The organism is Isoptericola sp. 178, assembly GCF_030586525.1.
Lineage (GTDB): Bacteria > Actinomycetota > Actinomycetes > Actinomycetales > Cellulomonadaceae > Isoptericola > Isoptericola sediminis.
In genome coordinates this window covers 748,916-762,009 of the sequence record NZ_JAUQYN010000002.1, presented here as the reverse complement: position 1 = coordinate 762,009, position 13,094 = coordinate 748,916, and the positions used below count along the sequence as shown (strand labels likewise).

Annotated in this window: 8 protein-coding genes; 1 reads left to right on the top strand and 7 read right to left on the bottom strand. The window is 70.8% G+C overall.

The genetic code is table 11. The features are described 5' to 3' along the window. From Q6349_RS08050 to Q6349_RS08030, 5 genes are all read right to left on the bottom strand, one after another. Positions 1–3,132 carry a BPTD_3080 family restriction endonuclease gene (locus Q6349_RS08050; RefSeq protein WP_304603612.1) on the bottom strand — a complete coding sequence of 1,044 codons (3,132 nt, stop codon included), beginning with the start codon at positions 3,130–3,132 and terminating at the stop codon, positions 1–3. Positions 3,133–3,312: 180 nt separating this feature from the next. Continuing rightward, on the bottom strand, positions 3,313–6,861 hold the full coding sequence (locus Q6349_RS08045) for a helicase-related protein (RefSeq protein WP_304603611.1): 3,549 nt from the start codon (positions 6,859–6,861) through the stop codon (positions 3,313–3,315). Further along, entirely contained in the window at positions 6,858–8,672 is a 1,815-nt protein-coding gene (locus tag Q6349_RS08040; RefSeq protein ID WP_304603610.1) for a phospholipase D family protein, read from the bottom strand. The genes Q6349_RS08045 and Q6349_RS08040 overlap by 4 nt, the downstream gene beginning before the upstream one ends. After that, positions 8,672–9,871 (bottom strand): DUF6361 family protein, encoded by a 1,200-nt coding sequence (locus Q6349_RS08035; RefSeq protein WP_304603609.1) that lies wholly within the window; start codon positions 9,869–9,871, stop codon positions 8,672–8,674. Before Q6349_RS08035 ends, Q6349_RS08040 begins: the two co-directional genes overlap by 1 nt. A 71-nt stretch (positions 9,872–9,942) precedes the next feature. Continuing rightward, positions 9,943–10,656 carry a hypothetical protein gene (locus Q6349_RS08030; RefSeq protein ID WP_304603608.1) on the bottom strand — a complete coding sequence of 238 codons (714 nt, stop codon included), beginning with the start codon at positions 10,654–10,656 and terminating at the stop codon, positions 9,943–9,945. Positions 10,657–11,041: 385 nt separating this feature from the next. Between Q6349_RS08030 and ddaH the strand changes: the two genes are divergently transcribed. Further along, positions 11,042–11,803 (top strand): dimethylargininase, encoded by a 762-nt coding sequence (ddaH, locus tag Q6349_RS08025; protein WP_304603607.1) that lies wholly within the window; start codon positions 11,042–11,044, stop codon positions 11,801–11,803. A gap of 50 nt (positions 11,804–11,853) precedes the next feature. Here ddaH and Q6349_RS08020 read toward each other — a convergent pair whose 3' ends face one another. Beyond that, a complete protein-coding gene (locus Q6349_RS08020) occupies positions 11,854–12,288 on the bottom strand; it encodes a hypothetical protein (protein WP_304603606.1) in 435 nt (144 codons plus the stop codon). A gap of 93 nt (positions 12,289–12,381) precedes the next feature. Continuing rightward, positions 12,382–13,023, bottom strand: coding sequence for a TetR/AcrR family transcriptional regulator (locus Q6349_RS08015; RefSeq protein WP_304603605.1), 642 nt, complete (start codon positions 13,021–13,023; stop codon positions 12,382–12,384). Positions 13,024–13,094 lie beyond the last annotated feature (71 nt).

Genomic DNA, 13,094 nt, shown 5'->3' with positions numbered 1-13,094 from the left:
TCAGGCTGCCTCTCGGTGTGCGGGGTCGTTGCGGGTGTAGTCCAGCAGGTCGGGGTCGCCAACGATCGGGGCGTCGTCGTACAGGGCGGCGATCGCGTCCTTCACCTGGCCGAACAGGTCGGCCATGGTTGTGAACTCGATGTACCCCCAGCGGCCGAACCCGCCGTGGTTGTTCACGGCCGCGCACCAGGAGTTGCGCGCGGTGGCTGCCTTCGTCTGCGTCGGCCCGGGGCTCTTCTGACCCCCGGATATCTCGACGATGAGGTAGCGCTGCACGTCGTCGTCCTGGCGCTTCAAGCGCAGCAGGAAGTCAGGCATGTACTGGTGCGACCGACCCTTGTGGACGTAGGGGATGGTGAACCCGAGACGCTCGTTCTTCACGTAGGCCTCGACGTCGCCGATCGACTCGCAGACGGCGGCCATCTCCGCCTCCCATGTGTTGCCGTCCTTGCCGTCGAGCACCACGTGCGAGACCTCGGACTTCTCTGTGACCCGAACCGCTTTGCGGGTCTGGAACGCGATGTCCCCGGTGTCGCCCATGGGATCGAACGGGTCAAGCACGGCGCGGATCCGGGGGCGCCGATCGCCCACCTGCCGGGTGATCGCCTCGTAGACGGCGTCCGCGAGCCTGAGCTGGACCTCGGCGAGACGCAGAGCATTGCGGTAGTTCGGAGCGATGTCGACGTATCGCGTCAGGAAGTCGAGGCAGATGCGGGAGAGCTCCGGGAAGAACCATGGGCGGCGGTCGCCCTCTGGGGTCTTCATCTGGTTCTCGACGAGCCGTTTCGCGGTCGCGAAGGCGGCCTCCTGCAATCGCATCGGCTCGTCGTCGGTGAGTGAGTCCTGCTCGCTCGCGCCGGCCACGCCCGCGGCCTGAACCCAGCCGGGCACAGTCTCCGGGCTTACCGTGAAGCGCGGGACATCCTGGGAGTCATTGAGGAAGGGTAGCTGGTCCGGCACTTCGAGGCGGTAGCCGATGAGCCGCGGGAACCGGATGCGCAGGTGCTCGCGCCCCTCGACGCTGTACACCTCGGTTGCCGGCTTGGGCGGGTCGGCAGGCGGCGGGTTCTTGTCGGAGGGGATGAAGGCGAACGGGATCCCGTAGATGCTTGCGTACTCGGGCTCGAACCGGCCTTCGTCGTTGAGTGCGTACGAGCGGCGGCGCAGGCCGCGGCCCACCACCTGCTCGCACAGGAGCTGCGACCCGAAGGCTCGCACGCCGAGGATGTGGCTCACGGTGTTCGCGTCCCAGCCCTCGGTGAGCATCGAGACCGAGACGACGCATCGCACGTGCTCCCCGAGGCTGCCCTTCTTGCCGACGGTGTTCATCACCTCGCGCAGTAGGTCACCCTCACCGATCGCGTCGACATCAGCGCCCGGGTAGCGACGGCGGTACTCCTGCTTGAACGCGTCGATCTCGTCCGCGGCGTCGGTGAGGAACTCCTTGCTCAGCGCCTCGCCGGACTCGAGCTGCACCGAATCGATGAGGATCGACGGCGGCCGGCCGGTTGGCTTGCCCTCCTGGACGTTGCTGAAGAGCTCGAGATTGCCCTTGCGGTAGGCGAGCGGCGATCCGTCGGGCTTGACCGGGACTCCGCCATCGCCGTCGAGCATGGGTCCGCCGGCGATCCAGTCGTAGATCAGCTTGGACACGAGGGTGTTGTTGGCGACCACGATGAAGACCGGCGGAGGCTCGCCCAGCACGGACAGGTGCTCCTGCCAGTGCGCGTACGTCTTCTCGTACGACCGGTACAGGCTACGCAGCGACCCCTCAAGCTCGCCCGGCAGCTGCCACGTGCCCGGACGGGCGTCGGCGGTCTTGCGCTTCGGCAAGATCTTGCCGACGTGGTCCCACAGATTCAGGTACGTGACGCGGTCGTCCTGGGCGTCGTCGTCGACCGGGGTACGCGGCACCTTGACGATCCCGGCCTCGATCGCGTCCATGAGCGAGTAGTCGCTGACCACCCACGGGAAGATCAGTCCCTCCCGGTACCCCGAGCCAGAGATGTAGAAAGGCGTCGCCGAGAGATCGTAGACGGTCTTGATACCGACGCGCTTCATGACCCACTCAAGGCCCGTGAACCAGGTGCCAGCCTCCTTGTTGGCCTCCTCCTGGTCCTTGGAGAGCTTCTCCGCCAATTCCGGGTTGTACCGATAGCAGTGATGAGCCTCGTCATTGAACACGACGATCTCGCTGCCGAGCGACTTCCGGTTCTTGCCGGCGGGAAGCGTGAAGCCTCGCAGGACCCGCGAGACCACTGCGTCCGGCGTCTCACGGAAGGGATCGTCCTGCGTATATGCGGCGCCCCCCAGCAGGATCTGCCGCGTCGACTTGGCGACGCCCTTGATCTCCTTCGCGTCCCGCTGCTGGAACGCGTGGTAGTTGGTGATGACGACTTGTGCCTCACGCAGCGCCTTCTGGTACTGGGCCGGCACGAGGTCGCGGGCGTCATAGTAGTTGCCCGGCTCGCCGGGCTGCAGCACACGGAGTCTGTCGCGGATCGTGATGCCGGGCGCGACGATGAGGAACCGCTTGGCGAACCGGCCGTCGCGTGGGCTCATCACCTTGTTGATCGTCAGCCAAGCGATGAGCATCGCCATGACGACGGTCTTTCCCGAGCCGGTCGCCATCTTGAGCGCGACACGTGGCAGGCCCGCGTTGTACTCAGCGTTCGCACCGGCGAGAGGCTTGCGCCAGTCGGTGTTGCCCGCGCGGCCAGCCGCCTCGGCGAGGTAGATCGCAGTCTCTGCCGCCTCGCGCTGGCCGAAGAGGACCCGGTTCTCCCTGCCTTCGTCAGCCCAATGCTCCAGGAGCGTGCGGGTAGCCGGGGTGACGTGCGAGTAGCCATGGAGCCGCCACAGCTCGACCTCACGTCGGATGTCGTTGATGAGGTCGTTCCTGTCCACCCGCTCTCCGGTGAGCTCCAGGTCGAACGAGTCCTGGTGGACGTTCTCTGCCGGCTTGCGGCCCCGCTTCTTTGCCCGAGCGATGGGAACGAACGACTCACTGCGACGTCGACCCGGCAACACCACACCGGTCGGGCCCTGTGGCCCCAGTTCGAAGTGCGCCTCCGGAGCGTCATACGGGCCGTTGAGGATGGGGTTGGCGAGCGTGGCCACGGTTTCGCTCACTTCCGCCTCCTGACAATTCGTCGCTCCACGTACCGACCCTATAGTCCCAGGTGGCAGCCATCAGTCGTTGATGGATGTCTCGGGCTAGTTTCACCCGAACACGATCGCCCGGACACCACTCAGCAGCCATGACTCGGTGGGGTGGATCAGTCGGGCCCACCGTCTCCTCGCGGCACAATCTCACCACGCCAACTCGTCCGGTAGGTCCACGCCCAGCGCGTGCGCGCTCGCCTCCAGTTCCGTGCGACCGATGAACGTCAGCCACAGGCCGCCGTCGGTCCCGCGCGTCGCCCGCGTCCCGGCGACGCCACGCCCGTCGCCGTACCCGGCACGGCGTGCGATGTCCCGGTGCTCGGTCGGCGTCGCTCCGCGCCCCTCCCGGACGTTGATCGCGAGCAGCCCACCGTCGTACAGCACCTGCGACCACAGAACGGGCTCGCCGCTCCCCCACGGGTCCGGCAGGACGGGCGGCTCGTCCTTGACGGGGTCGAACACCGGCCGGTCCGCGGCCGGCGCCCTGCCGTCGGCCGCAGGCACCTCGACCGGCTCCGGCGTGAGGTCGACGCGCAGCCACGAGGCATCGGCCCCGCTCTCCCCCACGTACTGCAGCAGGTCGTCCTGGCGCGGCTGCCCGATCACCATCCGGTACGCCCCGACCGTGCGCTGGAGCCGGCGGTAGTGCTGCTTCTCGCGACTCAGCGGGAGCGCCGGGACGTACCGCTCGATCGCGGCTCCGCCGTCGCGCGCGTAGACCCAGTACGGCGTGATGTCCGACCCGTCGGTTGCGCACGCCCGTGACGCCGCGGCGAACACACCCGCCCACGGATCGCCGTCGAGGCCGCCGTCGAGGCCGTCGAGCACGGCCCCGCCGTGGTCGTCCGCGACGTTCTTGCGCACCGCGTGCCCCTTGTACCGGTGCACGCGCCCCTCGCGCTGCTCGAGGTCCACGGGGTTGCTCGGCAGGTTCCAGTGCACCAGGGCGTGGCTGTAGGTATGGAAGTCCAGGCCCTCCTGCCCCACCGACGTCGAGGCCAGCACGAACGGCCGGAACGGCGAGTTGTACGCCACGCGCACCGTCGACTCGCGCACCGCCGTCTGCTCGCTGGTCGCTGCCCGCCCGTACCGAGCCGCGAAGTGGCTCGCCATGCGGTGCTCGTCGAGCGCGATCCGGCCGTCGGCGACCCGCACCTGCTCGACGACGTTCGTCGCCGCGCGGATCGTGAGCGCCTCGGTCATGACGTCCGAGATCGTCACGGCCCGCTCCAGCCGATGCGCCTCCTGCAAGCCTTCGGACTCCACCAGCACGTGCGCGTACTCGTCGAGGACGGACTGCAGCACCCCGTCGAGGCAGTGGTCGAGCACGGCACGCCAGTAGCGCTCGTCGTCCTCCGCGCGCAGGATCGCCACGATCTCCGGCTTGTTGAACAGCGACCGCAGCCCCTGGGCGACGAAGAACGCCTCGCGCCGGATCACCGGATGACCGAGCGCCCGCTCCCCACCGGTCACCCGTGACAGCGCCCGCAACGCACACACTCCCGGGCCCGCCACCGCCATCTGCGCGAGCACCGTCGCCAGGTCGGCGGGCCGCCGGCCCAGCTCGAGCTCGGTGACCTGCTGCGCGAGCCGCAGGTGCGCGCCGAAGGCGGACCCGTCGTCGTGGCGGTCGTCGTCGCCGTCGGCGAGGAGATGCCAGAACGCTCCGTCGTCGTGCTCGCCCGCCAGGTCGAGCAGCATCGGGGCGGCCCAGTACCAGCGCCGGTCGACGTCACCGCTCTCACCGCCCGGGGGCAACGCGGCGAGCAATGGCTCGAGACGTCCGCGGACGACGTCGAGCACCGCCTGCGCGTCCGCGTCCAGCGAGCCGAACTCACGGGCGACGTCGAGCGGGTCCCCCAGCCGAGCGAGCACCGGGGACGGGTGGAGCAGCCCGAGCGTCGACATCGCTCCCGGTCGCGGATCGTCACCGGAGGTCATGCGGAACTGCAGCGGCGGCGTGACCGGACGGTCGTCGTACCGTCGCCGCGGCCGGCCGGCCGCGGGCGTGTCGCCCGACGACGCCTCCATCGCGCGCCGCTCGGAGCCGTAGCTCATCATCACCGCGACCGCCTTGGGCACCACCGCCCACGCGGAGAAGACGAGCCGCTTGGTGAACGACCGCAGCGCGGGATCCGCGTACGCCCCGGCCGGGGCGTAGTAGGGCAGCGACGGCGGCACCCACGCCAGCCGCCACGCACCGCGGTCCAGCACGTCGCTGACCAGCCCGCGCATCTTGGCGTTGCCCGGGTCGATCGCCCGGTAGTGGCGCACGTCGTCCCAGTTCAACAGCCCGGTCGCCTGCGCGAGCGCCGCGGCGACGTCCGGGTCGCCCCGCTCGACGGCTGCCTGGAACCGGGTCCGCACCTGGTAGGAGTCGCGTTCCATGAGGTTGAGCGGGTACGGCGTGGAACGCCAGTACTCGAAGACGTCGTGCCGGTCGATCTGCCGGGCCACGTCGTCGAAGGTCCGCCAGGAGCGCAGGTCGTCGGGCGTGAGGCGCACGTCGAGCGGCTTCTCGCAGAGCATGCCGTCCCGGTCGGGCGTCGCGGCGAGCCGTTCGGTGCGGCACATGACCTGACGCAGCTCGTGCTGGACGCGGTCGCGGGCGGCGCGGGCGCGGTCGGGGTCGCCACCGGCAAGAACCTCCGCGCGCAGGGTGCGCAGCTCGCGTTCGACGACGGCAGCACGCTCGTCGCCGCCGAGGAACCGGATAGTGCGGGTGAAGTCCCGGTAGTGGTCGTCGCCCTCGGGCTCGTCGGGCAGCGTGTACATCTTGTACGGCGTGGCCGAGAGCAGGAGCACCTTGGCGTCCGGGTGGTCGAAGACGGCGTGCGCCAGTCCGGCCCCCTCGTCGTCGGCACCCGCGTCGAGCAGATCCTTGAACCGCTGGAACTCGTCGAGGATCACCAGGTCCGGTTCCAGGTGCTCGACGGACGCGCGCGCGACGAGCTGGCGCAGCGTGCCGACGAGCCGGTCCCGGCGCCGGGCGAGCTCGCCCTCGGCAGGGCGGCGACGGTAGGCGAACTCGTCGACGCATGCCTCGAACTCGGCGGTGAGCGGTCCACCGCCGGGTCCGGTGGCCTGCGCGATCTCCTCGTCCAGCGACCGGCACAGCTCGTCGTCGAGGTCGTCGCGGTCGACGGTGGCGAGGCGTCGTTCGAAGTTCTCAAGGCTCATCCAGCCCTGGAAGAACTTCTTCCAGGCGTTGCGCCGGGTGAACTCGCCGCCGCGACTCTTGGCGAGCATCTGGTACAGCAGCGCCCGCTCCTCTGCCTTGCCGCCCGTGCTGCTCACCTGGAACGAGGTGCCCGGTGTGAACGAGACGAAGTTCAGTCGACTCCGGCGCAGGTCCCGGATGACGTGCGGCAGCAGGGTGAGGCGATCGGCGTGGCGCAGCTCGGTGCCGCCGACGACGTTGAGCCGGGACAGGTTCTGCCGGGCGATCTGGCTGTTGGAGCAGATGTAGACGATGTCGATGCGCCGGTCCGGGTCGTCCCACAGGTGGTCGACGGCCCGGGCGATGACTCCCTTGGCGACCATCGTCTTGCCGAGCCCGACCTCGTCCGCGACGAGGAACCGCTTGGTGGCGTCCTCGTCGGTGAACAGGCGCCGGAAGGCGTGCTCGACGGTGGCGCGCTGGAAGTCCTTGAGGCTCGCCAGCGTGCGCTCGACGTCGGGCCGGGTCTCGGTCATGCGCGTCCCTCCTGGTGCACCTGCCACACCACGTCCCACAGCTCGTCGAAACCGTCCGGCACGAGGTCCTCGGCGCGGTCGAGCTCGCGCAGCTCCTCGACGAGGCTGGCCACCCGCGCCAGGGCGTCCTCGTCACGGCCGGTGGCACGCACCAGCGGTTCGAAGAGCGCGACGTCCTCGACCGATTGCCCGGACCCGTCGTGGAAACCGGCACCGTCGACGCCGGCGAGCTGTGCGAACAACGCGTCGTACGAGTGATCACCGAGCAGCAGGACGAGGTAGCGCAGCACGTCGGCCTTGCTCTGCAGGACCGAGGCGACGGCGTCCTGCCGGCGCGAGTCCACCGCGCCGGTCAGGTCCGCCTTGATCACGCAGCGCCGCGTGGCGCGGGCGTCGCCGCTGCCCGCGGTGGTCTCCACGGCGACGAACGGGATGACGTGGGACGGGGCGACGGTCCACTCGACCTGGTCGGCCAGGGTCCGGGACTGGCCGTCCCCGGGCAGGGAGGCGAGCCAGACGCGGGTCTCGCCCGGCATGTCGTCCGGCAGGGTCAGCGTCAGCGTGGCGCGGACTCGCTCGTCGTCGAGCGGCTCGACGTGCAGGACCGGCCCACCCACCGCGAGCGCCCGGTGGAACGCCTCCAGGGCGTACGAAGTCTCGATCGCGGCGTCGTCGGCGCCCTCGGCCGTGGACACCGCGTGCTCGGCAAGCATCCGGCGCAGCCCGGGGGCCTCGTCGGACCCGTCGAGCGTCGCCGCCACGCCGCAACGCGCCGTCGGGCCGGTGAGGACGGCGTCGAACTCGACGCTGCGGCCCCAGGGCGCCGCGGTGAGGTTGGCGCTGCCGGTCACGGTCATCGACTGCGACCGCGGCATGTCGAGCACGAACGTCTTGGCGTGCAGGCCCTCGCCGACGGCGAACTCGTCGGGTGCCGACGGCGGTGCGTCGACGTCGGTACCGGCCTCGACCTCCGCCAGGCGCTGCAGCACGGTGGCCTCCCACCCCGCCAACGCCTGCGAACCGATGAGCTCCAGGGACTCGGGGCGGGAGACGAGCACCCGGTCGGTGCTCAGCGCGCCGAGCCGGCGCACCGCGTGCCGGGTCAGGAACGGGCTGATCGCGAGCAGCCGTCGCGCCTCCTCCGGGAACGGCCACACCGGCTCGTCCGCCAGACCGATCGGCAGCAGCCGGCCGCCGGTGAAGGGCTCCGGCGGCGAGAGGCTCACCTGGGCCAGCGTCGTGGCCAGGTCGTCGACCTGGGCGGCGCGGTCGGGCTGCAGCTCGCGGAGCGCCAGTCCGGGGAGTCCCCGCAGGAAGTCCGCGGCCGATGCCGCCTCGATCGTGCCGCCGTCGGACTCGTCCAGGACCAGTGCGGTGTCCCACGAGCGGTCGAAGGTCAGGTTCCGACTCAGCACCACCACGCGGTGCGAGAAGGCTCCGTCAGGTCCGGCGAACCGCAGCGCCCACACCTTGGGGTGGAACAGCGTGCGTCCCTCGGGCGGCATCACCTCGAGCACGCTGTCCTCGACGAACGTGTGGATCGGGCGGTAGGCCGCCGGGACGTGGATCCCGCCGGCCTGGCAGAACACGGTGGTGCGGGCGGTGTGCCGGCGCACCGCCTCGAGCAGGCGGACCGGGTCGACGGCGAGGACGTCGTCGCCGGAGTGGTCGTAGAGCGCGAACGACAGCGGCGCGAGCAGCAGGGCGGTGAGATCGAGCGAGTAGGAGGTCCCGACGGCGGTGTCGACCCGGTAGCCGGCGGGCGGACGCAAGGCGTCGGTGAGCATGACGCGGGTCTGGGGCGTGAGCATCAGGCCGCCACCTCGATCCCGCGGGCGCTGTAGAGGTCTTCGAGGTGGGACCGCGCCACGAGCCAGCGGAAGTCGTGGCGGCCGGTGCCGCTCGCGCCGGTCCACCGGTCCAGTGCCGACTGGTTGAGGAGGCGGGCACGGCCGCCTTTGATGCTCTTCTCCCGCGTGCTCACCAGGGTGCGCGCCTCGCCATTGTCGGTGACGCCGTCGTGCGCGGCGATCAGGTCGAGCCATCGATCCACGAAGGCGCGTGTCACCGCGCGGACCCGTGGGTTGCTGGCGTGGACCGTGGCCCAGAAGTCGGCGCGGTCCCAGCCCACGAGCGCCCGGGTCGCCTCCAGCTCGGAGCGCCAGTCACCGAGCGCGTCGCGGTAGGCCTCCACGAGCTCCTCCTGCTCGGAGGCCTCGGCCAGGAGCAGGTTGTACAGGAGCGCTGCCCCGTGGATCGCCAGGCTGTAGCGGCGGGCGTGGTCGACCGCGACGCGGAGGTGTTCCGGGGCCTCGTCGAGATGCTCGAGGTCCCACACCCGCCGCGGGAGCTCGCCCGGCGGGTGGTGGACGAGCCAGGCGAGCATCGAACCGCGCGTCGACGCCGCGATGCGGTCGGAGAGGTACTGCTCCTCGGCCGGTGCGAGAGCGAGACCCGTGGCGTTCAGCAGTTCGTCCGGTGCCGGCGGCAGGTGCTGGTCGATCCCCGACGCCGGGACGAAGGCACGGGATTCCGGGTCGTCGGTCGCGGCCGTGCGGCGCTGCAGGGCGCGCGTGTCGTGCATCCGGCGGAAGTACGCGTCGGCCGTCGCGACGTCGCGGACGCCCCACGCGTCGAGCGCCGACCAGTACATCGCGCTGGGCAGCTGCTTCAGATTCGTCCGCGCACGGTTCCCGATGACTCCCTGAGTCTCACCGCCCGCCATCAGGCTCGTGATCAGGCGGAACTCGAGGCGTCGGAACTCGGCACTCATCTCCGTCGGGCTGCTCTTGTGGGCGGCCCGCTGCATCAGCCACGGGACGAACAGCACGTACCTCAGCCGGGTGTGCAGCACGGAGGTGCCAGGGAAGAGCAGGTCGGAGATCGCGTCGCGGATGGTGCCGACCCCGAGGTCGTCGACCGTGCCCTGCTCCCGGAAGAGGTCCACGACCTCGAGCATCTTCTGCCGTTGCTGGGCATCGACGTCGAGCCAGCCGAAGGAGGACACCATGGGGTGATCCTTGCCGACCTGCCGGACGTGTGACCAGAGCACGCGTCCGGTTTCACCCGGTTGACGTGCTCCTACGTCAGCGACTTGCCATGCTCGAAGTACGCGTGCTGCACCTCGTCGCCCCGCACGGTGCGGCCGAGCTCGATCGCGGCCAGCCACGCCTGCTCCGCGGCGACGTCGAGCCACCGGGCGTACAGGTCGGCGGTCCACGGACCGTCCTCGGGCACCGACCACCCGTGGAGGTCGTTCAGTGCCCGGACCACGAACCGGTCCAGGATCAGCGCGTCACCGCCCCGCACCGTCCCCCGGGCACCGAAGTCCGCGACGTACAGGAACGTGGTGGCGAGCGTCGGGCCGAGGTGCTTCACGTTCGCCGACCCACCCCGGAGCATCGCGCGGTAGGCGTCGACGGCTCCGCGACCAGTCCCGAGGTGCTTGGCGGCCAGGCGCAGCCGGGACAGCAGCGCGGACGGATCCGTTCCGCCGAGGGCTCGCGCGCCGCGGCTCGCCACGAGGGCCCGGTCCCCCGCGCTCCACACGCCGGCCGCCAGCAGCGCCCACGCCTCCCAGTCGTCGGAGCCGTCGGCGGCGGCGAGCACCCCACCGCGCGATATCCGGCGGTACTCCCGACCGTCCGGGTCCTCGGGCAGCTCGTCGAGCCACCCCGACGCCGGTACGCGCGCCGTCCACCAGCGCGGACGGAACCGGACGTCCTGCTCGAGCAGCGCCTCCCGGCCAGGGAGTCGGTCGAGCAGGGACTGGCCACCGGCCAGGCGTGTCGCCATGGTCGTTGATGCTCCTTCGGAAGGCGTCGGACGGAGAGGGCTCGCCCCGTCACCGGAACGTGCGGGTCACGAGAAGAATCGTGGCGGACGGGACGCTGGGTGGCCAGTACCGAACGTCGCGATGCTTCGGCGTGTTGGCGGGGCGGTCGAACTCGTTGCGGATCGGCAGCCACGTCGGATGATCCGGCCGTACCCGGTCGTGGTCGACGCTTCCGCAGCTCAGGCCGCCATCCAGGCTGGACGAGGGCTCGCTACGCTACAGATAGCAGCGTCTCTACGCTGCAGATGGCAGAACGCCGGCACGACAGTTCGACGACGTGCACCCGTGCGGCGCCACGCCGCCCGTGGCGTCAGCGGCCAGGCGGCGGCACGCTACGGTCGCCTCATGCCCGGCACCCTGCTCGTCCGCCCACCGTCACCCCGTCTCGCCGAGGGTGAGCTGACCCACCTCGACCGCGTCCCTGTCGACGCCGAGCTCTCCCGCCGGCAGTGGCACGACTACGTCGAGGGGTTCCGGACCCGCGGCTGGGAGGTCCACGAGCTCCCGGCGGCCGACGAGCACCCGGACGGGGTCTTCGTCGAGGACGCCGTCGTGGTGTTCGACGACCTCGCCGTCCTGACCCGCCCCGGGACCGCGTCGCGCCGGGGTGAGGTCGCGAGCATGCGCCCTGTCGTCGAGTCGCTCGGCCTAGACGTCGCCGCGATCGAGGCACCCGCCACCCTCGAGGGCGGCGACGTCCTCAAGGTCGGGCGCACGGTCTACGTCGGGCGGAGCAGCCGCACCGACGACGACGGCGTGGAGCAGCTCCGCACGCTCCTCGAGCCGCGGGGGTGGCGGGTCGTGCCGGTGCCCGTGACGCGGGTGCTGCACCTCAAGAGCGCAGTGACCGCGCTGCCGGACGGCACCGTCATCGGCCACGAGCCGCTGGTCGAGGCTCCCGAGCTGTTCGATCGCTTCGTGCCGGTCCCCGAGCCCGAGGGGAACGCCGTCGTCGTCCTCGATGACCGCACGGTGCTGCTGTCCGCGAGCGCGCCGCGCACCGCGAACCTGCTCCGGGACCGTGGCCTGGACGTCGTCACCACACCGGTGACGGAGTTCGAGAAGCTCGAGGGGTGCGTGACCTGCCTGTCGGTGCGGGTGCGCTGACTCGCCGCCGATCGTCCTGACTCGCGGCCGGACGTCCTGACTCGCGGGGATCAGGCCGCCAGGGGCGGCTCGGCGATCAGGTCGCGCAACGGGACGCACCCGCTGGTCCCGAACGACGCCGCGGCGAGGCCACGCCGGACGGAGTCGACGAGCAGGTCGTGGCCGACGATCGCCGTCGCCCGGTCGGGGTAGGACTCCTCGTGCGTCGTCTCGTCGGTGAGCAGCAGCGAGACCGGGCTGTCGTCGTCGGCGCCCGCGGGCAGCACGTACCCCAGCGGGTGCACGGTCACCCGGTAGATCAGCGGGCGCTCGTGCCGGGCCTCCTCCCGGTCGACACCGACCCAGCGGACCTCGACGACGTAGTCGGCGCCCACCAGCGTCTGCGCCACGAGCCGCTCGGCCGTGTGCCACATGACGGCCCAGCGCGCCTGGGAGATGGGCATGCCGTCCAGGTCGTAGTAGCGCGGTCCGATCAGATCGTCCATGCCCCTGGCCCCTCGTCGACGTGCCCGACCCGGGAACCGTAACCTCGCGGACCGCCGTGCGGAACCCCCGGCGGCGGACGGGTTCCTTCGGAATCAGGCGTCGGCCAGCCGCCGCTCGAGGCCGTCCAGGACGAGTGCGAGCCCATCGTCGAACTGGTCGGCGAAACGGTAGTCGCCGCCGACCACGAGCTCGCCGACCATCTCGGCCAGGTGCGGGTACTCCGCCAGCGGCAGGTCGACGGCCGCCACGAACTCCCCGGCGTCCTCACCGGCCTCGAACGGGAGGCTCTGCTCGGTGAGGACGAACCCGTAGACGTAGGCGTCGATGGCCGCGAAGGCCTGGCTCGCGAGCACGACGGAGAAGCCGCCGGCACGCAGGCACCCGAGCACGGTGTCGTGATGGTGCAGCAGAGCGGGGCCGGGAGTGCGCCGTGACTCGACGAGGCCGAGGGCCCAGGGATGCGCCGCCAGGACCGTTCGCGCCGACTCGGCCCGGGCCGCCATCGCCGGTCGCCACGGGTCGCCGACGGTGGGCAGGGCGATCCGGGTGAACACCCAGTCGGCGAGCTGGTCGAGCAACGCCTCCTTGTTCGCGACGTGGTGGTAGAGCGACATCGCCTCGACGCCGAGACGTCGTCCGACGTTGCGCATGCTGACGGCCGTCAGCCCGCCCTCGTCGGCGACCTGGACCGCCGCTTCGACGATCTTCGTGCTGCTCAGCGTCGTGCGTGCCACGAATCCTCCCTGGACCCTTGCCGTTCTTACAGCTGTAAGCCTACAGTGGAGCCACCAGCCTTACACCTGTC

Excerpts from the sequence above, each read along its gene's own strand:
- Q6349_RS08040 (WP_304603610.1), bottom strand. The coding sequence starts at position 8,672 with ATGCTCACGCCCCAGACCCGCGTCATGCTCACCGACGCCTTGCGTCCG.
- Q6349_RS08045 (WP_304603611.1), bottom strand. The coding sequence starts at position 6,861 with ATGACCGAGACCCGGCCCGACGTCGAGCGCACGCTGGCGAGCCTCAAG.
- Q6349_RS08030 (WP_304603608.1), bottom strand. The coding sequence starts at position 10,656 with ATGGCGACACGCCTGGCCGGTGGCCAGTCCCTGCTCGACCGACTCCCT.
- Q6349_RS08020 (WP_304603606.1), bottom strand. The coding sequence starts at position 12,288 with ATGGACGATCTGATCGGACCGCGCTACTACGACCTGGACGGCATGCCC.
- Q6349_RS08035 (WP_304603609.1), bottom strand. The coding sequence starts at position 9,871 with ATGGTGTCCTCCTTCGGCTGGCTCGACGTCGATGCCCAGCAACGGCAG.
- ddaH (WP_304603607.1), top strand. The coding sequence starts at position 11,042 with ATGCCCGGCACCCTGCTCGTCCGCCCACCGTCACCCCGTCTCGCCGAG.